A 19,547-nucleotide genomic window follows, 5' to 3' on the forward strand; every position below is an offset into this window, starting at 1 on the left:
GGTGGACACAGGTCTCAAACAGTGAGACTCGTCTGGCGCAGCGAGTCGAGGCCCCGGGCCGCCATGGGCCGGGCCACGAGGAAGCCCTGGCCGCGCGTGCAGCCCATCTCGCGCAGCAGGTCGAGCTGCTCGGGCCGCTCGATGCCCTCGGCCACCACGATGAGCCCGAGGTCGTGGCCGAGCCGCACGATGGTCCGGGTGAGCAAAGTCAGCGTGTCGTCCTGGCCCAGCCCGGACACGAACGACGGGTCGATCTTGATCATGTCGACCGGGAGCTGCCGGAGGAAGGCCAGCGAGGCGTAGCCGGTGCCGAAGTCGTCGATGGCCAGCCGGACGCCCAGGGCGCGCAGCTCCGACAGCCGCTTGACGATCTCGTCGGCGTCCTCGACGAGCATCTCCTCGATCACTTCCAGGGTGAGCGCGGAGGCGGGCAGCCCGCTCTCCTCCAGCGCCTCGGCCACGGTCTGGACGAACCGGGGCGCGGTGATCTGGCGGGCGGACAGGTTGAGCGACAGCCCGATGTCCCAGGACTCGGCCCGCCAGGCGGCCACCTCGTGGCAGGCCTCGCGCAGGATCCACTCCCCCAGCGGCACGATGAGGCCGGTGTCCTCGGCCGGGCCGAGGAACTCGTCGGGCGGCACGTACACCGAGCCGCGGCACCAGCGCACCAGCGCCTCCACCGCGGTCACCCGCGAGGTGGCCAGGTCGACCACAGGCTGGTACTCGATCGCGAACTGCTGCTCGATAAGCGCCCGCTGCAGGTCGGCGGCGAGCTCCAGGCGGCGGACCACGTCGGCGTGCATCTGCGCGGCGAACACCTCGACCCGGCGCCCGCCCAGCTCTTTGGCCCGCGCCATGGCCACGTCGGCGTTGCGGATCAGGTCGCCCGCGGGCACGTCCTCCTCGGCGAAGGCGACCCCGACGCTGCCGGTGAGCGCCACGTCGCGGTCGGCCACCCGGAACGGCTCCTGCGAGACCGCCCGCAGCAGCCGCTCGGCCAGGTCGACGGCGAGCTGCGCGTCGCCGCCGGTCTCCATGAGCACCGCGAACTCGTCGCCGCCCCAGCGGGCGAGCGTGTCGTCGGGGCGTACGGCGCCGCGCAGCCGGCGGGCGGCCTGGCCGAGGAGGTAGTCGCCGCTGGCGTGGCCGACCGAGTCGTTGACGGAGGTGAACCCGTCGAGGTCGAGGAAGATGACCGCGACGTGGCCGGAGCCGCCGAGCACCTCGCGGGTGCGCTCCTCGAAGTAGGCGCGGTTGGGCAGGCCGGTGACGCCGTCGTGGAAGGTCAGGTGGGCGACCTGGTTGCGCAGGGCCTCCTCGTCGCTGACGTCGCGGGTGGTGATGAGGATCTGGTCCTCGCCGCTGGCGTGGCGGGTGGCCACGGACTCGGTGGGCCGCCAGGTGCCGTCGGCGGCGCGTACCCGGCAGGCGATGAGGCAGGCGCCGGGTTCGTCGTCGTCCTCCTCGTCCAGGCCCATCGCGTGCAGCGACGACTGGATCCGCGGCACGTCCTCGGGGTGGATGTAGTCGAGGATCGATCCGCCGACGAGCTGCTCGGGACGGTAGCCGTAGGTCTCCTCGACCCCGTCGCCGATCTCGCGCACGGTGCCGTCGTAGTCGCAGATGAGCACCACGTCGCCGGTGCTCTCGGCCAGGTCGCGCAGTTGCTTCTCGCCGCGCGAGAGCAGCGTGCGCAGCCGCAGGTTGACCCCCGACAGCACGAACAGGCGGAGCAGCAGGAGCAGCACCATCGAGGCGGCGACCACCACCACGCCGGTGACGGGCGCCTCCCGCCCGCCGCCGGTCAGGTGGACGACCAGGGTGATGGTGGCCACGGCGACCAGCCCCAGCGGCACCAGCGCGATGAGGCTGCCCAGGAACGGCCGGGCCTGCACCTCGCCGGGACCCGCCCAGGGCACGGCGGCCAGCAGCAGGAACGCGGCGGGCGCGAGCACCAGGCTCCAGCCGGGCTGCCCGCCGCCGTCGAGCCTGGCCACCGCCCCGGCCAGGCTGAAGACCGTGGTGGCGGCGAGCACGCCGAGCCCGGCCACGCCGAGCGGCAGCGCGGCGGCCCGGCCGGTGACCACGGAGGGCACCACCGCGCACGTCACCAGCAGCGCCAGCATCGGCGGCAGCATGGCGAAGGTGAACAGCGCCGGGTCCGCGGTGTTGTCGTAGAGGTGGCGCAGCGCCACCACCCAGCCGATCACGAACAGCGCGGCGGCGCACAGGTAGGAGTCGGTGACGTTGCGCAGCACGACCAGGGCGGGAGGGCGCCGCCCGCCGGCGATGAGCGCGCCGCCGCCGATCAGCACGGTGCCGAGCAGGACCAGCAGGTCGGCGAAGCTCACCATGAGGGTGGAGTTGTCGGTGAGCGGGCGCACGGCCACGCCGAACGCCCAGGCCACCGAGCCGGCGCCCATCCAGCGCATGCCCAGCGCCGTGGCGCGGCTATCAGGCGGCCGGCCGGCGGCGAGCAGCAGAGAGGCCGCGCCGAGCATGGCCGCGAGGAATCCGGCGACAACGCCGATGGAGAGGGCCGGGCCGCCCGCAAGGAGCGCAGCCGCGACCCCGGCCGCGCCGATCGCCGCTCCGGCGGTCAGCGATGCCCGTGGATCACGCCAGCGGAACACAGTCGTCGCCCATCCTGTCCTCGAACCTCGCTCCTGTGGCCGCCGAAGCCCGGCGCTTCCACACGCCAGTGTGTGCGGTCACGGGTGCGCGGGTGGTCACATCGCCGATGTCGTCACCGATCTGATAACCACACGGACCAATTGCCGCCAAGATTTCCTTGACAGGAGTCAGGAAAACTCGGTTAGAGACAACGCTACGCACCGCAGGTCACGGCCCAGCCACGTTCCGGATTCTCCTCAGTACGCGTCCGTGATGATGTTGTCGAGCGGCTCACCGCGGAGGTGACGGGAGATTTGCGCGCGGATCAGCTTCAGCATGCGCCGGACCGACGCCGGGGTGCTGCCCGCCACGTGCGGGGTGATCAGCACGCCGGGCGCGCTCCACAGGGGATGATCCTCGGGCAGCGGCTCCGGATCGGTCACGTCCAGCGCGGCGCGCAGCCGCCCGGCGTTCAGCTCGGCGACCAGCGCATCGGTGTCGACCACGGCGCCCCTGGCGGCGTTGACCAGCACCGCGCCGTCCTTCATCCGCGACAGGAACTCCGCGTCCACCATGCCCGTGGTCGCCGGGGTCGAGGGCACGAGCAGCACGACCGCGTCCGCCTCGGGCAGCAGGTCGGGCAGCTCGTCCATGCCGTGGACCGGGCCGTACTCGCTGTCGCGGGCGCTCCGCGCCACCCGGACGATCTCCACCTCGAAGCCGGCCAGGCGGCGCTCCAGAGCGCCGCCGATCGAGCCGTAGCCGACGATCAGCACGGTGGAGTCGGCCAGCGCCGGGGTGTGGCGGTAGGTCCACGCGCCGCGCCGCTGCGCGTCGGCGAACTCGGGGAACTCGCGGACGACGGCGATCAGCGCGCCGGCCGCCCACTCGGCGGTGCCGGCGTCGTGCACGCCGCGCGCGTTGCAGAGCACCACGCCCTCCGGCAGGTGGGGCCGGTACGCGTCGACGCCCGCGGTGACGGTCTGGAGCAGGCGCAGCGAGCGCATACGGGCCAGGATTCCGGGCACGTCGGGGACGAGCACCAGGGGCGGGACCCAGACCTCGACGTCCTCGATCCCCGGCGGTTCGGGCACGTCGCGATGGAACACCGCGCACTCCACTCCGGGCAGGTCGGACAGAGCGTCGGCGACGGCGTCAGAGGGCACCCAGATCTTCATGCCGGAAACCTTAAGGGGCGCGAGCGAGTATGGAACACATGAGGCGCATCTGGTTGATCATGTTGGCGGCGGCGCTGACCGCCTGTTCCGGCGCGAACGGCGTGTCGAGCACGCCCACGGCCACCGCCGTCCCCGAGGACACCGTCTCCGAGGGCAGCACGGAGGAGGCCGCCCCCAAGGGCACCCCGGAGAACCCCGTCACGGTGGCGGAGAACCTGGCGGTGCCGTGGTCGATCGCGTTCCTGCCCGGCGGGGACGCGCTGGTGACCGAGCGCGACACCGCCCGGCTGGTCCGGGTGGGCGCGTCCGGCCAGGTCACCGAGGTGGCCACGATCGAGGGCGTGGTCCCCGACGGCGAGGGCGGGCTGATGGGCGTGGCGGTCAAGGACGATCGGCTCTTCGTCCACTACACGGCCGCCGAGGACAACCGGATCGTCCGCTACCGGTTCGACGGCGAGAGGCTGTCGGACCCGCGAGTGATCGTCCAGGGCATCCCGAAGGGGGCCATCCACAACGGCGGCGGGCTGGCGTTCGGTCCCGACGGCTTCCTGTACGCGAGCACCGGCGAGACTGGCGACCGGCAGCTCTCGCAGGAGCGCGACTCGCTGGCGGGCAAGATCCTGCGGATGACCCCGGACGGCGAGCCCGCGCCGGGCAACCCGTTCGGCACGCTCGTCTACAGCCTCGGCCACCGCAACGTGCAGGGGCTCGCCTGGGACGAGCAGGGGCGGATGTACGCCTCCGAGTTCGGCGCCAACTCCTTCGACGAGATCAACCTGATCGAGCCGGGCCGCAACTACGGCTGGCCCGAGGTCGAGGGCCGCGGCGACGATCCCGCGTACACGAACCCGATCGTCACCTGGCCCACCTCGGAGGCGTCGCCCTCGGGGCTGGCCTACGCCGGCGGGTCCCTGTGGATGGGCGCGCTGCGCGGACAGCGCCTGTGGGAGATCCCGCTGGCCGGCGACGGCTCCCCCGGCACGCCGGTCGCCCGCTTCACCGACGAGTACGGCAGGCTGCGCGCGGTCGCCCGGGAGCCCGGCGGCGGGCTCTGGGTGGGCACCAGCAACAAGGACGGCCGGGGCGACGTGCGTCAGGGCGACGACCGGATCATCGCCGTCGTGCCCTGACCGGTCACCCGGCGGAGGTGCAGACGACCTCGGCCCGCGGGCGGTAGGTGGTGGTCAGCTTCTCGTCGCGCTTGACCACCTTGCCGCCGTCGTGGAAGACGCGGGTGACGTCGATCGTGAAGCCCTGCCGGCCGGTGACGGGCAGGCAGTCGGCGGCGTCGCTGGTCTCGCGGCGGAACGGGGTGAAGTCCCGCCTCTCCGACTCGACGGCCTCGACCCTCTCGTACCGCTTGGTGCTGTAGAGGGTGACGGTGACCGACGTGGCGGTGGAGGCCGTCTTGATCAGCACGCCGTGGTCGGAGTCGTTGCGCCACTTCAGGTCGAGGTCGGGGTAGAGCAGCGCGGCGTCGCGCCCGGCCGGGTAGTTGGCCGAGTGGTGCTCCATCGGGGTGTGCGAGACGTCCTCGAAGCCGCCGAAGAAGACCGCGTTGTAGAGCGTGGTGGCGAACTGCGAGGCGCCGCCGCCGACGACGGTGCGCAGCCTGCCGTCGACGAACTGCGGCGCCGCCACGTAGCCGCCCTCGGCGGTGGGCTCGCCGAGCACCTCGTTGAGCGAGAACGTCTGGCCGGGCTTGACCAGGTGACCGTCCAGGTCGGCGGCCATCTGCCTGATGTTGGTGACCCGGGCCTGGCAGCACTCGAAGGTGGAGGTGAACGAGCCGACCTCCTCCTTGATGCCGAACCCGCTGACCTCCTCGGTGGTGACCTCCGGCGGCGCCGCGGCCAGCCTGACCGGGACGACGCGCTCGCCGCCGCGCCGCACCAGCGTGGTCACGTCGCGGGCGAGGCGCTCCTCGTCGACGCCGCGTCCCTCCCGTGAGGTGACGAGCCGGGGCCTGCCGTCGACGATCTCGTACGTGGCGTCGCGGGGAGCCTGGGCCGCGTCCACCAGGCTGCTCTCCAGCGACCGGAGAGCCTTCGCGGCGTCGAACCGGGGCTTCAGCGCCCCCTCGCCGTCGGCCACGAAGGTCAGGTTGGCCGCGATGAGGGCGGGGGTGAGCTGGGCCTGCCTGCCGTCGAGGGTGAGCGTGATCGGCCCCTCGACGGCCCGCCTGGCCTGGGCCCTGGCCCGGTTCACGGCGGCCTTGGTGGTGGCGGGCGCGGCGGGCTTGAGCGACAGCGACGCGGTGCCGCCGCCGGCGAGGAAGGCGTCGCCGATCGTCTTGATCGCTCCGGTGCGGTCGAGCAGCACGCCGTCGCGCGGCTGGGTGACGACGGGCCGCAGGTCCCGGAAGGCGACCTTGCCCTCCACCGGGGGCCGGTCGACGGTCTCGGCCAGCCCGTCGACGGTCCTGGCGAGCTGGGAGGCGTCAACGGTGATCTTGGGCTCCAGCTCGGTGGTGCCGGTCAGCGCCCGCCACACCTCGGCGGGGCTGGGGAAGCCGCTGGGCACCTGGTTGATGGTGCTGACCACGTCCAGCTCCAGCCCGGCCTGCTCGGGCCGGATGGTCTCCTCGTGCTCGCCCACCTGCACCACCACGGGCTTGCCGAGCCGGGGCGCCAGCTCGGCGCGGAGCTTCTCGGCCGCCTGTGTGACCGTGAGGCCGCCTATGTCGACGCCGGACACGCGGGTGCCGCGCAGCACCGAGCCGGACATGAGCACGGCCGGCACCAGGTACGTCATGATCGCGGCGAGGAGCACGAGCACGGTGACGGCGGGCAGCAGGCGGCGCCGCCGGGACGGCTCGGCGTCGGGCAGGGCGGGCGGGGGCCCGGCCGGGGCCGGCGGCGGCGTGACGTTGACGGGCCACGGCTGCGACTGGGGGGCTGCGGGCGGCAGCTTGCCGCCCGGAGGTGAGGCCTGCGGGTTGTCCGGCCGGGAGTCCGGCTGTCCGCTCTGGGCTCCGAAGATGTCCCTGGTGACGCCGGGCGGCAGGCCTTCCACCTTCGGTTTCCTCGAGGTGCGGCGCGAGGGCAACGGCACCGAGGCGAACGGGTCGGTCGGCGATTCGATCGGTCCGGCGTTACGCACGCCTCAATCTCCTCCCCCTCCGCAGCCACTTCTCAGGAAACAGTAAGGCACGCCGGTCCTGATATGTCACGGGAAAAGGCTACGGAAGTGTGTCAGCCGGTCCAGCGGTACCGGTGTTCGGGCCTTCCCGCCGTCCCGTACCGGGGCCTCAGCTCGGCCCGGCCGGTTTCGCACAGGTACTCCAGATAACGGCGGGCGCTCACCCGCGACAGCCCCGCCAGGGAGGCCGTCTCCGCGGCCGACAGGTCGCGGCCGGCCTCCCGCAGCGTCTGCGCGACCAGCTCGCAGGTCGCCTGCGACAGGCCCTTGGGCAGCGCCGGAGCGGCGCCGGCGAGGCCGAAGAGCCGGTCCACGTCGTCCTGGCGGGCCTCCGGCCCGAGGGCGCTGAGCTGCTTGCGGGTCCGGGCGTACTGCTGGAGCCGCTCGGTGAGCGCGGCGGCGGCGAACGGCTTGATCAGGTAGTTGACCGCCCCGCCGCGCATGGCCTCCCGGACCGTCGGCACGTCGCGGGCGGCGCTGATGACGAGCACGTCCACGCCGCTGATCGCCTTGAGCACCGCCAGGCCCGACATGTCGGGCAGGTAGATGTCGAGCAGGACCAGATCCGGCCGGGACTCGGCCACGGCCTCGATCGCGGCGGCCCCGCTGTGGGCGGTCGCCACCACCTCGAAACCCGGCACCCTGGACACGTAGCCGGAGTGGATGCGGGCCACCATGAAGTCGTCGTCGACGACCAGCACCCGGATGTCGCTCACGTCTTCGCCTCCGCGGGCAGCAGGGCGGTGAACACCGCACCGCCGGAGTTGCGTACCTTCACCCAGCCGCCGCGGCGCAGGCAGGCCTGCCGGGTGAGCGCCAGCCCCAGCCCGCGCGGCCCCGAGCGGGCGGCCTTGGTGGTGAACCCCTCACGGAAGACCTCCTCCGCCAGTTCGGGCGTGATGCCCGGCCCGGAGTCGCGCACCCGCACGCGCAGGCCGTCGTCCCCCGCCACGAGCGAGACCTCGATCGTCCCCGGCCGCCCGTCGAGCGCGTCCAGGGCGTTGGCCAGCAGGTTCCCGACCACCAGGACCGCGTCCTGCGGGTCGCCGAGCGCCCCCTCGGGCACCGCGGAGTCCTCCGACAGCACCAGGCGGGCGCCGCGCTCGGCCGCCTCGGCCGACTTGGCCAGCAGCAGCGCGGCCAGCGTCGGGTCGTTGACCCGCTCGCGCAGCTCGCCCGCCCGCAGGCCGGGAGTCGTGCTGGTGATGAACTCGATGGCCGCGTCGTACTCGCCCAGCTCCAGCAGCCCGACCACGGTGTGCATACGGTTGGCGAACTCGTGCGCCTGGGCCCGCAGCGCCTCCGTGGCGCTGCTGGTCGACTCCAACTCGCGGGACAGCCGGACCAGCTCCGTGCGGTCGCGCAGGGTTATCACCCAGCCGCTCTGTCTCCCTCGTACGGACACGGGGGTGCGGTTGAGCACCAGCACCCGGTCGCCATGCAGGACCACCCGGTCCTCGCCGGGGTCGGCGCCGCTCAGCACGTCGCGCATGCGGTCGGAGACCGGCATCCGGGTCAGGTCGTCGCCGACCTCGCCCAGCAGCTCGCGGGCGGCGTCGTTGACCAGCGTCACCCGGCCGTCGAGGTCGAGCGCGAGCACGCCCTCCTTGACGCCGTGCAGCACGCCCTCGCGCTGCTCCAGCAGGGCGGCGATCTCGCGCGGCTCCAGCCCGAAGGTCTGCCTGCGCACCCGCGCGGTGATCAGGGCGACCGCGGCCAGCGCGGCGAGGAGCACCGCCAGCGCGGTCCACACCAGCGGCGGCAGGGCCTGGGCCACCTCGCCGATGACCGTGGTCTCCAGCACGCCGACCGAGACCAGGCCGATGACCTCGCCGTACTCGTCCCGTACCGGGGTCTTGCCGCGGACGGTGGTGCCGATCGTGCCCTTCTGGGTGCCCACCCAGTCGTGGCCGGTGGTCAGCACGTAGCTGCCGTCGGTGGACAGCCGCTGACGGATGAGCGAGGCGTTGGGGTGGGCGTAACGGACCTGGTCGGCGTTGGCGATGACCACGTAGTCGGCGCCGGTGGTCTCCTGCACGCTCAGCGCGAGCGGCTGCAGCACGCTCTCCGGCCGGGGCAGCTTGAACGCCTCGCGGACCTGGGGCAGGGCGGCGACCGACTGCGCGATGGCCAGCGCCCGCTGCTCGTAACGCGAGTCGTACTGGTTGCGGGTGTGCTGCGCCCACACGGCGGCGGTGCTCCCGACGGCGAGCAGCACGATCGCCATCTGGAGCGCGAACAGCTGGGTGCCGAGTCTCACCCGGCTCATGCAAACAGCACCAGGTCACAGGCCGGTTGCGACCAATACGACCATTACGACCGCTACCTGCAAAGTCTCGACGCGGCGGTGCCGGGCCCCCACGATCCAGGGATCAAGAACGTGAAAGAACCCCCTGGAGTGATCATGCGTCTGCGCATCTTCGCCGCGCTCGCGGCGCTCTCCGTCGCCGCGCTCACCGGCTGCGGCAACGGCGGCGCCGGCGGCGGCACCAGCACCCTGCGCATCATGGCCCCCGCCTCGCCCGGAGGCGGCTGGGACCAGACCTCACGCACCGCCGAGCAGGCGCTGAAGTCCGTCGACCCCGGCCGGAGCGTCGAGGTCTACAACGTGCCCGGAGCCGGCGGCACGATCGGGCTGGCCCAGCTCGCCGGCGAGAAGGGCAACGGCGACCTGCTGATGACGATGGGCCTGGTCATGGTCGGCGCCATCGAGCAGAACCAGTCCGACGTCACGCTGGCCGAGACGACGCCGATCGCCAAGCTGACCGAGGAGTACGAGATCGTCGTGGTCCCGGCGGAGTCCCCGCTCCAGTCGCTGCAGGACCTGGTGGACGCCTGGAAGGCCGACCCGGCCAAGGTGTCCGTCGCGGGCGGGTCGGCCGGCGGCACCGACCACATCGTGGCCGGGCTCATGGCAAAGGCCGCGGGAATCGACCCCAAGCAGGTCAACTACATCGCGCACTCCGGCGGCGGCGAGGCGCTCAACGCGCTGCTCGGCAACAAGGTCACGATCGGCGTCTCGGGCGTCAGCGAGTTCGCCGAGCACATCAAGTCCGGCAAGCTGCGCGCGCTCGGCGTCACCTCCGGCGAGCGGCTGCCCGACGTGGACGCGCCCACCCTCAAGGAGGGCGGCCTGGACGTGGAGCTGGCCAACTGGCGCGGCTTCGTGGCCCCCGCCGGCCTGTCCGACGAGGACGTCACGGCACTCACCGACCTGGTGACCAAGATGCACGACTCGCAGACCTGGAAGGACGCGGTGGCCAAGAACGGCTGGATCGACGCGTTCATGACCGGCCAGGAGTTCACCGACTACCTGCGCTCCGAGGAGACCCGGGTCAAGGGCATCATCGCCGAGATGGGGCTCGTGTCCTGATGTCCTCTTCCCAGGAGGCGAAGAAGCGCCCCCGGTGGCGGCCCGAACTGGGGCTGGCGCTGGTGGTGCTCGGCCTCGGCGGGTTCGTCGTCGTGGGGACGCTCGACGTGTCGGCCGCGGCCTCCCAGCTCGGGCTGGGGCCGCGGTTCTTCCCCATGCTGGTCGGCGGCGCGATGATCCTGATCGGCCTGTTCTACGTGGCCGACGTGCTGCGCGGCGGGCGGGCCGACCCCGAGGAGAGCGAGGACGTGGACGCCGACGCGCCCGCCGACTGGCGCTCCGTCGGCCTGGTGAGCGGCATCTTCCTCGCCTTCACCGCGCTGCTGGACCCGCTCGGCTGGGTCATCGCGGCGAGCCTGCTGTTCTTCGGGCTGTCGGTGGCGCTCGGCGCCCGGCAGAAGGTCCGCGCGGCCGTGATCGCCGTGGTGGTCGCGGTCAGCACGTACCTGCTGTTCGTCCAGGGGCTGGGCGTCAGGCTGCCCGCCGGGCCGCTGGCGGGGGTGATCTGAGTGGAGTCGCTGGGGCTGCTGCTCGACGGGTTCGCCGCCGCGATGACTCCTGTCAACCTGCTGTACGCGCTCGTCGGCGTCACACTCGGCACCCTGGTCGGCGTGCTGCCCGGCATCGGGCCCGCGATGACGGTGGCGCTGCTGCTCCCGATCACCTTCACGGTGCCGCCGGCCAGCGCGTTCATCATGTTCGCCGGGATCTACTACGGCGGCATGTACGGCGGCTCGACCACGTCCATCCTGCTCAACACGCCCGGCGAGTCGTCCTCCATGATCACCGCGCTGGAGGGCAACAAGATGGCCAAGCGCGGCCGGGCCTCCCAGGCGCTGGCCACCGCGGCCATCGGCTCGTTCATCGCGGGCACGATCGCCACCGCGCTGCTCGTGGTCGCCGCGCCGGCCGTGGTGAGCTTCGCGATCTCGTTCGGCCCGGAGGACTACTTCGCGCTGGCCATCCTGGCCTTCACCGCGGTGTCGTCGGTGCTGTCCCGGTCGGTGGTGCGCGGGCTGGCCTCGCTCGGGCTCGGCCTGGTGGTCGGGCTGATCGGCATCGACCAGCAGACCGGGCAGGCGCGGCTCACGCTCGGCATCCCGCAGCTCCTCGACGGCATCGACGTGGTGATCGTCGCCGTCGGGCTGTTCGCGCTGGGCGAGGCGCTGTACGTGGCCTCGCGGCTGCGGCACGCGCCGCCGGACGTGGTGCCAGTCGGGCGGGCCTGGATGGGCCGCTCCGACTGGTCCCGGTCGTGGCGGCCGTGGCTGCGCGGCACCGCGCTGGGCTTCCCGTTCGGCGCGCTGCCGGGCGGCGGGGCCGAGATCCCCACGTTCCTGTCGTACGCGGCGGAACGGAAGCTGGCCCGCGGCGTGGCCAAGGAGGAGTACGGCAAGGGCGCGATCGAGGGCGTGGCCGGGCCGGAGGCGGCCAACAACGCCTCGGCGGCGGGCACGCTCGTGCCGCTGCTCACGCTGGGGCTGCCCACCTCGGCCACGGCGGCGATCATGCTGGCGGCCTTCCAGCAGTACGGGCTGCAGCCCGGCCCGCAGCTGTTCGACCACAACCCGGCGCTGGTGTGGGCCCTGATCGCGTCGCTGTTCATCGGCAACACGATGCTGCTCGTGCTCAACCTGCCGCTGGCGCCGATCTGGGCCAAGCTGCTGCGGATCCCTCGCCCGTACCTCTACAGCGGGATCATCACCTTCGCCGCGCTCGGCACCTACGCGCTGAACGCCAGCGCGGTGGACCTCGTGGTGCTGTTCATTCTCGGGCTGCTGGGGTTCGCCATGCGGCGGTTCGGGCTGCCGGTCGCCCCCGCGGTGATCGGCATGATCCTCGGGCCGATGGCGGAGATCCAGCTCCGCCGGGCGCTGGCGATCGGCGCCGGGGACGTGACCGTGCTGGTGCGCAGCCCGGTCGCGGTGGCGCTGCTCCTGCTGTCGCTGCTGGCCCTGCTGACGCCGCTGCTGCGGCACTTCATGGCCCGGCGGCGGATGACGCCGCTGCCGGTCTCGCAGGAGGACTGAGCGGGGAGGCGCGGCCACGGGGGCCGCGCCTCCCCTCCCCTCCTCAAAACCGTTCCGTACGTGGCCGCTCGTACGGAGAACTCCTCAAAACCGCTCCGTACGTGGCCGCCGCTCGTACGGAGAACTTTTTATGCCGTCGGATTCATGCCGTCGGGGCGGCCTCGCGCACCTCGGTCCCGGCCGGGACGGGGGCGCGGCCGGTGCGGGGCACCAGCAGGAGCCCCGCCGTCGACAGGGCCAGGGCGGTGGCGAACACCGTCCAATAGGCCGAGCCCGCCGCGTTGAACAGCGCGGCGGTGACGGCGACGGCCACCACCGAGAACACCGACTCGCCCAGCTGCAGCGCCCCGCTGTTCTCGCCCGTCTCGCCGGGCGCCGACAGCTCCAGCGTGAGCACCGACAGCGTCGGATAGATCAGCCCCATGCCGAACCCGGCCGCGACCCACGCCGGGTAGGCCATCAGCACCGGCACCGCGGGGAACGTCAGCGCCCCCATTGCCACGATGCCCGCCGACAGCGCCACCGAGCCCAGCCAGAGGTTCGTACTCCGGCCGAACACCTCACGCCCCTGCAGCCAGGAGGCGAACGCCCAGGTCACCGCGCCACCGCTGATCGCGAGCCCGGCGGTGAACGGCGACATGCCGCGCTCCTCGACCAGCATGAGCGGCACCATCACCTCGGCCGCGAGGAACGCCCCGCAGGCCAGCCCGCGCAGGCCGACCACGGCCGGCAGCCCCCTGGCCGCCCTCAGCGTCCCGGCCGGCAGCAGCCTGGGCAGCGCCACGGCCAGCACCACCAGCCCGATCGCCAGCAGCGGGAACCGGCCGTCGCTCCCGTACTGCATGAGACCCGCGGCCACGGCCGTCACCGCCGCCCACGCGACCTTGCCCGCCAGCCCGGGCGCGTCGGAACGCTGACCGCCTTGGACCGGCTGACCGGCCAGCCCGCGCGCCAGCACCGCCCCGGCCGCCACGGTCAGGAACGGCACCAGCAGGAACACGTAGCGCCAGCCGATCGTCTCCGTGATCGCGCCGACCACCCCCGGGCCCGCCATCGACGGCACCACCCACGCGGTCGCGAACAGCGAGAACACCCGGGGATGCTGTTCCTCGGGATAGACCCGGGCCACCACCACGTACAGCGCCACGTTCACCAGCGCGCCGCCGAAGCCCTGGATCAGCCGCCCGGCGATCAGCACCTCCATGGCCTGCGCCAGGCCCGCCATCACCAATCCGGCGATGAACGCGGCCGCGCCCGTCCACAGCGGCGCGAGCGGCCCGCGCAGGTCGGCCCACCGGCCGCCGAGCACCGTGCCGACCACCCCGGCGGCCAGCGCGCTGCTGAACGCCAGCCCGTACAGCTCCTTGCCGCCCAGCTCGGCGGCGACCACGGGCATGGCGACCGCGACCGCCACGTACTCGAAGGCCACGAGCGCGACCATCGCCACGAGGCCGGTCGTCAGTGCAGAAGTCTTCTTCACAGCGCCGAGGCTAGACGCGCCCCGCCCCCGTGACCTCCGGCCACGGTCCTAGGACGGGGTGCGCAGATCGTCCTAGGCCCCGCCCCCGGGCGGGGGCGGGGCCGAGAACCTACTCGGAAACGCCCGGCATCTCCAACTACTCGGAGACGCCCGGCTTCTCCAGCTACCCGGAGTCTCCAGTTACTCGGAGACGCCCAGCTTCTCCAGGATGAGCTGGCGGGCGCGGGCGGCGTCGGCCTTGCCGCGGCTGGCCTTCATCACCCCGCCGACCAGCGCGCCGACCGCGGCGATCTTGCCGGAGCGCACCTTGTCGGCGGCGTCGGCGTTCTTCGCCAGCACCTCGTCGATCATCGCCGCCAGCTCGCCGTCGTCGCTGACGATCTTCAGGCCGCGCTTGTCGACGACCTCGTCCGGCGTGCCCTCGCCGGCGAGCACGCCTTCCAGCACCTCGCGGGCCAGCTTGTCGTTGAGCTCGCCGGAGGCGACCAGCTCGGTCACCCGGGCCACCTGGCGCGGCGTGATCGGCAGGTCGGCCAGCGCCCGGCCGGACTCGTTGGCGCGGCGGGCCAGCTCGCCCATCCACCACTTGCGCGCGTCGGCCGGGGGCGCGCCCGCGGTGACCGTGGCCTCCACCAGGTCGATGGCGTCGGCGTTGTGCATGGCCTGCATGTCGAGGTCGGACAGCCCCCACTCGGCCTGCAGGCGCTTGCGCTTGACCGACGGCAGCTCGGGCAGCGTGGCCTTCAGCTCCTCCACCCAGGCCGGGTCCGGCGCTATCGGCACCAGGTCGGGCTCGGGGAAGTAGCGGTAGTCCTGCGCCTCCTCCTTGGACCTGCCGGACGTGGTGGTGCCGGTGTCCTCGTGGAAGTGGCGGGTCTCCTGGACGATCCGGCCGCCGGCGGCGAGGATCGCGGCCTGCCGTTCGATCTCGCCGCGCACCGCGCGCTCGACGCTGCGCAGCGAGTTGACGTTCTTGGTCTCGGTGCGGGTGCCCCACTCGGAGCCGCCGCGGGGCATGAGCGAGACGTTGACGTCGCAGCGCAGCGAGCCCTCTTCCATGCGCACGTCGGAGACGCCCAGCGTGCGCATGATCTCGCGCAGTTCGGTGACGTAGGCCTTGGCCACCTCGGGCGCGAGCTTCCCGGTGCCGGGGATCGGCTTGGTGACGATCTCGACCAGCGGGATGCCGGCCCGGTTGTAGTCGACGATCGAGTAGTCGGCGCCGTGGATGCGGCCGGCGGAGCCGCCCATGTGGGTGGACTTGCCGGTGTCCTCCTCCAGGTGGACGCGCTCGATCTCGATGCGCACGGTCTCGCCGTCGATCTCCAGGTCGAGGTAGCCGTCGAAGCAGAGCGGCTCGTCGTACTGGGAGATCTGGTAGTTCTTCGGCATGTCCGGATAGAAGTAGTTCTTCCGGGCGAAGCGGCACCATTCGGCGATGGAGCAGTTCAGCGCCAGGCCGATCCTGATCGTCGACTCGATCGCCTTGGCGTTGGCCACGGGCAGCGACCCCGGCAGCGCCAGGCAGGTCGGGCAGACCTGCGAGTTGGGCGGCGCCCCGAACGTGGTCTTGCAGCCGCAGAACATCTTCGACTCGGTGCCCAGCTCGACGTGGGTCTCAAGCCCGAGCACCGGCTCGAAGCGCTCGATCGCCTCGTCGTACGGCATGGCCGTCTCGACAGTCATGATGAGGTCCTCAGTTCAGATCGCATTCGAACCAGCTCCTAGAGCGCCGGGGCCTTGGCCAGCAGGCTGCCGCCCCAGCGGCTCTCCAGCGCCCGCTCCACGGCGGCGCCGACCCGGTAGCAGCGGTCGTCGCCCAGGACCGGGGCCATGATCTGCAGGCCGACCGGCATGCCGTCCTCGTCGGCCAGGCCGCACGGCACCGAGATGGCCGCGTTGCCCGTCATGTTGGCCGGGACCGTGTAGAGGTCGGCGAGGTACATCGCCATCGGGTCGTCGACGCGCTCGCCGATCGGGAACGCCGTCGTCGGCGTCGTCGGCGAGACGAGCACGTCGACCTGGTGGAAGGCGGCCTCGAACTCGCGGGCGATCACCGTGCGGACCTTCTGCGCCTGCCCGTAGTAGGCGTCGTAGTAGCCGCTGGACAGCGCGTACGTGCCGAGCATGATGCGCCGCTTGACCTCCGGCCCGAACCCGGCGGCCCGGGTCAGCGCCATGACCTCCTCGGCGCTGCGGGTGCCGTCGTCGCCGACACGCAGGCCGTAGCGCATGGCGTCGAAGCGGGCCAGGTTGGAGGAGCACTCCGACGGCGCGATCAGGTAGTAGGCCGGCAGGGCGGTCTCGAACGACGGGCACGACACCTCGACGACCTTGGCGCCGAGCGACTCCAGCAGCTGGACGGTCTCGTTGAACCGGGCCAGCACGCCGGGCTGGGCGCCCTCGCCGGCGGAGAACTCCTTGATGACGCCGATCCGCATGCCCGCGACGTCGCCGTTGCGGGCGGCCTCGACGACGGACGGCACCGGGGCGTCGATCGACGTCGAGTCCATCGGGTCGTGGCCGGAGAACGCCTCGTGGAGCAGTGCGGCGTCGAGCACGTTGCGGGCGAACGGGCCCGGCGTGTCGAGCGAGCTGGCGAACGCGATCACGCCGTAGCGGGACGAGCCGCCGTAGGTGGGCTTCACGCCGACGATGCCGGTGACAGCGGCGGGCTGGCGGATCGAGCCGCCGGTGTCGGTGCCGGTCGCCAGCGGCGCCTCGTAGGCGGCCACGGAGGCGCTGGAGCCGCCCGACGAGCCGCCGGGCACCCGGGTCAGGTCCCACGGGTTGCGGGTGACGTGGTAGGCCGAGTTCTCCGTGGAGGAGCCCATCGCGAACTCGTCCATGTTGGTCTTGCCCAGGATGACCAGCCCGGCCTCGCGCAGCCGCCGGGTGACGGTCGCGTCGTAGGGCGGGCGCCAGCCTTCGAGCATCTTGGACGCGGCCGTGGTCGGCATGTCGCGGGTGGTGAAGAGGTCCTTGTGCGCGACGGGCACCCCGGCCAGCGGCCCGAGCTGCTCGCCAGCGCGCAGCCGGGCGTCGACGGCGGCCGCCTGCTCCAGCGTGGTCTCGCGGTCGACGTGCAGGAACGCCTGGACCTGGGGCTCTACCTCGGCCATCCGGTCCAGGTGCGCCTCGGCCACCTCGGTGGCGGACACCTCACGGGCGGCGATCATCGCGCCGAGCTCGGCGGCGGTCTTGCGGATCAGGCTCATTCCTCCTCCCCGAGGATGCGCGGCACCCGGAAGCGGTCGTCCTCGACGGCGGGCGCCCCGGAAAGCGCCTGCTCGGGCGTCAGAGACTGTCGCACCTCGTCGGGACGGAAGACATTGGTCAGAGGCAGAGCGTGCGACGATGGCGGCACGTCCTCGGCGGCGACCTCGGCCACCTTCGCGACCGACTCGATGATGTCACCGAGCTGCGTGGCGTAGTGGTCGAGCTCTTCGTCGGTGAGCGCCAGCCTGGACAACCGGGCCAGATGCGCGACCTCGTCGCGGGTTATGGCGGACATGAGTCGTTGAACCCGTTTCGTGGATGGAGTTTGGACACTCACATCCTAGGGGCCTTGACGGACGGCCTCAGAACCGTTAACACCCTGGACACATTCGCGGTCTCAGGCGCGCTGCGTCACCTCGGGCTGCAGACCGTACCCGAGCTCCTGTACGGCCGAGAAACGCTCTCTCAGCCAGGCGGTGGCGTCGGCGGCCGGCATCGGCTCGCAGAACAGCCATCCCTGCCCCAGATCGCACCCGATCTCGGCGAGCCGCAGCGCCGCCGCCTCGGACTCGACGCCCTCCGCCACCGACCGCAGGCCCAGCGAGCGGACCAGGTCGACGATGGAGCGGACGATCCGCTCGTCGTCGGCGGACTCGGCCATCCGGCTCACGAAGGACGAGTCGATCTTCACCTCGGAGATCGCCAGCCGCTGCAGCCGGATGAGCGACGAGTAGCCCGTGCCGAAGTCGTCGAGCGCGAGCGGGACGCCGAGCACGGCCAGGGCCTTGATGGTCTCCTGGGTGTAGGCCTGCTCGCCGGTCAGGATGCGCTCGGTGACCTCCAGTTGGATGGCGGCGGGCGGCAGCCGGAGCCGGGTCAGGCCCGCTTCGAGCTGCTCGGGCAGGGCCGAGTCGAGCAGGTCGCGGGCGGAGATGTTGACCGAGATCTGCACCCGCAGGCCGGTGTGCCACCAGCGGGCGGCCTGCTCCAGGGCCTCGTCGATGACGTAGGCGGTGAGCTGGCGCATCAGGTAGGACTGCTCGGCCAGCGGGATGAAGTCGGACGGCGCGATGGGCCCGTGGACCGGGTGGTGCCAGCGCAGCAGCGCCTCGACCCCGGAGACGGCCCCGCCGACCAGGGCGACCTTGGGCTGGTAGTGCAGGCACAGCTCGCCGCCGTCGATGGCGCGGCGCAGGTCGCCCAGCAGGCTGAGCCGTTCGGGCGAGTTGCGGTCCTTCTCCGGCTGGTAGATCTCGACCCCGCTGCGGCCCTCCTTGGCCAGGTACATCGCCACGTCGGCGCGCTGGAGCAGCAGCTCGAAGTCGGGCGCGTGGTCGGGGTAGAGAGCGATGCCGACGGAGCCGTCGAGGTCGAACGACATGCCTTCGAGCCGGACCGGCTCGGTGAGCGCGGCCCGCAGCCGGGCGGCCACCTCGCGGGCGGCGTGCGCGTCCCTGATGGACGGCAGCAGCACGGCGAACTCGTCGCCGCCGAGCCGCGCCACCACGTCGCCGGGCCGCACCGAGTGGGTGAGCCGGTGGGCGACGAGCTGCAGCAGCCGGTCGCCGACCGGGTGGCCCATGGTGTCGTTGACCTCTTTGAACCGGTCGAGGTCGAGCAGGAGCAGGCCGACCCGCTCGTCGTGGCGGGCCTCGGCCAGCGCCTCCTCGGTGCTGACGACGAGGAGCTTGCGGTTGGGCAGCCCGGTCAGCTCGTCGTGGAGCGCCTGGTGGTCGCGGCGCATGGAGAGCGTGGCGGTGAAGTAGACGGCCGCGAGCGGCGCCACGAAGAGCGGCACCAGCCCGGGCGAGTGGTTCATCACGACGACGACCAGGGGCGCCAGCCCGAGCAGCCCGGCGTACACCAGGGCCTGCGGCCCGACCGAGGCGCGCAGCACGCGCAGGATCGAGCGGCGCTCGTGCAGGGCGACGGCGCCGCAGACGAGGACGGCCCTGGTGGTGAAGTAGGCGAGCCCGGACAGCCCGATGGCGAGCAGGTCGGACCCGTCCGGCACCCACGGCGCGGCGGGGCTGGGCGCGTGGCCGAACGCGCCGATCACGACGGCGGCGGCGGTGAGCGCGAGCGCCGACTGGGCGATGTTGAACATCACCCGGTGCCAGGCCTTGCGGGTGGCGATGCCGTTGACGGCGACGGCCGCGGCCTGCATGAGCACGGCCACGGGCAGCCCGAAGTGGAGCAGCGCGGCGAAGGTGAACATGGCCGAGGGGTACGTGCCGCCCACCGCCGTCGCCGAGGACACCATGACCGGCCGCAGCTCGCCCAGCACGACCAGCACGGCGAGCACCCAGAACAGCGGGGTGCGGACGAGTTCGGTCAGCGGGCCGGGGTCCAGCCGCAGCACGGCGACGACGAGCGCGGTGAAGCCGATCAGAGTGACGCCCGCGAGGAAGGCCCACAGGGGCGTCCCGGCGCGTGGCCCGGTGTCGCGAGTGTCGGTCGGGTCAGTCATCGTTAACGGAACCCCCATGAGGTCACTATGGGAGGGTACGACC

The 19,547-nt window shown here is 72.4% G+C and carries 14 protein-coding genes; 4 read left to right on the forward strand and 10 right to left on the reverse strand.

Annotated features, from left to right (window positions below; translation table 11 throughout):
• Positions 1-14 precede the first annotated feature (14 nt).
• Together AB0J42_RS02325 and AB0J42_RS02330 are read right to left on the reverse strand one after the other, a co-directional pair.
• Positions 15-2,633 (reverse strand): EAL domain-containing protein, encoded by a 2,619-nt coding sequence (locus AB0J42_RS02325; protein WP_364287635.1) that lies wholly within the window; start codon positions 2,631-2,633, stop codon positions 15-17.
• Between the two features lie 237 nt (positions 2,634-2,870).
• Positions 2,871-3,791 (reverse strand): 2-hydroxyacid dehydrogenase, encoded by a 921-nt coding sequence (locus AB0J42_RS02330; RefSeq protein ID WP_364287638.1) that lies wholly within the window; start codon positions 3,789-3,791, stop codon positions 2,871-2,873.
• Between the two features lie 38 nt (positions 3,792-3,829).
• On the opposite strand from AB0J42_RS02330, the gene AB0J42_RS02335 reads away from it, so the two are divergent.
• Entirely contained in the window at positions 3,830-4,921 is a 1,092-nt protein-coding gene (locus AB0J42_RS02335) for a PQQ-dependent sugar dehydrogenase (protein ID WP_364287641.1), read from the forward strand.
• A gap of 4 nt (positions 4,922-4,925) precedes the next feature.
• Here the strand turns inward: AB0J42_RS02335 and AB0J42_RS02340 are convergent, their stop codons facing one another.
• The 3 genes from AB0J42_RS02340 to AB0J42_RS02350 all read right to left on the reverse strand — a co-directional run bounded on the left by AB0J42_RS02340 (position 4,926) and on the right by AB0J42_RS02350 (position 9,201).
• A complete protein-coding gene (locus AB0J42_RS02340) occupies positions 4,926-6,893 on the reverse strand; it encodes a VanW family protein (RefSeq protein ID WP_364287644.1) in 1,968 nt (655 codons plus the stop codon).
• A 92-nt stretch (positions 6,894-6,985) separates the two neighbouring features.
• The gene (locus AB0J42_RS02345) at positions 6,986-7,648 is read right to left on the reverse strand and encodes a response regulator (protein WP_364287647.1); all 663 of its coding nucleotides are present in this window, start codon (positions 7,646-7,648) and stop codon (positions 6,986-6,988) included.
• Positions 7,645-9,201, reverse strand: coding sequence for a sensor histidine kinase (locus AB0J42_RS02350; protein ID WP_364287650.1), 1,557 nt, complete (start codon positions 9,199-9,201; stop codon positions 7,645-7,647). Before AB0J42_RS02350 ends, AB0J42_RS02345 begins: the two co-directional genes overlap by 4 nt.
• A gap of 135 nt (positions 9,202-9,336) precedes the next feature.
• On the opposite strand from AB0J42_RS02350, the gene AB0J42_RS02355 reads away from it, so the two are divergent.
• Genes AB0J42_RS02355 through AB0J42_RS02365 form a run of 3 tightly spaced genes read left to right on the forward strand, consistent with a single transcriptional unit; the run spans position 9,337 to position 12,335 of the window.
• Complete coding sequence (locus AB0J42_RS02355) at positions 9,337-10,305, forward strand: tripartite tricarboxylate transporter substrate-binding protein (RefSeq protein ID WP_364287653.1); 969 nt, start codon at positions 9,337-9,339, stop codon at positions 10,303-10,305.
• On the forward strand, positions 10,305-10,814 hold the full coding sequence (locus AB0J42_RS02360; RefSeq protein WP_364287656.1) for a tripartite tricarboxylate transporter TctB family protein: 510 nt from the start codon (positions 10,305-10,307) through the stop codon (positions 10,812-10,814). Before AB0J42_RS02355 ends, AB0J42_RS02360 begins: the two co-directional genes overlap by 1 nt.
• Entirely contained in the window at positions 10,815-12,335 is a 1,521-nt protein-coding gene (locus tag AB0J42_RS02365) for a tripartite tricarboxylate transporter permease (protein WP_364287659.1), read from the forward strand. It begins immediately after the preceding gene.
• A 142-nt stretch (positions 12,336-12,477) separates the two neighbouring features.
• On the opposite strand, the gene AB0J42_RS02370 is transcribed toward AB0J42_RS02365, so the two are convergent.
• The 5 genes from AB0J42_RS02370 to AB0J42_RS02390 form a co-directional block, all read right to left on the reverse strand.
• Positions 12,478-13,815 (reverse strand): MFS transporter, encoded by a 1,338-nt coding sequence (locus AB0J42_RS02370; RefSeq protein ID WP_364287662.1) that lies wholly within the window; start codon positions 13,813-13,815, stop codon positions 12,478-12,480.
• A 180-nt stretch (positions 13,816-13,995) separates the two neighbouring features.
• Positions 13,996-15,501 (reverse strand): Asp-tRNA(Asn)/Glu-tRNA(Gln) amidotransferase subunit GatB, encoded by a 1,506-nt coding sequence (gene gatB, locus AB0J42_RS02375; protein ID WP_364287665.1) that lies wholly within the window; start codon positions 15,499-15,501, stop codon positions 13,996-13,998.
• A 38-nt stretch (positions 15,502-15,539) separates the two neighbouring features.
• Complete coding sequence (gene gatA, locus AB0J42_RS02380) at positions 15,540-17,033, reverse strand: Asp-tRNA(Asn)/Glu-tRNA(Gln) amidotransferase subunit GatA (RefSeq protein ID WP_364287668.1); 1,494 nt, start codon at positions 17,031-17,033, stop codon at positions 15,540-15,542.
• Positions 17,030-17,329: an Asp-tRNA(Asn)/Glu-tRNA(Gln) amidotransferase subunit GatC gene (gene gatC / locus AB0J42_RS02385; RefSeq protein WP_364287671.1), complete on the reverse strand. Its 300-nt coding sequence runs from the start codon at positions 17,327-17,329 to the stop codon at positions 17,030-17,032. The genes gatA and gatC overlap by 4 nt, the downstream gene beginning before the upstream one ends.
• 102 nt (positions 17,330-17,431) lie before the next feature.
• On the reverse strand, positions 17,432-19,504 hold the full coding sequence (locus AB0J42_RS02390; RefSeq protein ID WP_364287674.1) for an EAL domain-containing protein: 2,073 nt from the start codon (positions 19,502-19,504) through the stop codon (positions 17,432-17,434).
• Between the last annotated feature and the right edge of the window lie 43 nt (positions 19,505-19,547).

The organism is Nonomuraea sp. NPDC049649 (genome assembly GCF_040675175.1).
Classification (GTDB): Bacteria; Actinomycetota; Actinomycetes; order Streptosporangiales; family Streptosporangiaceae; genus Nonomuraea.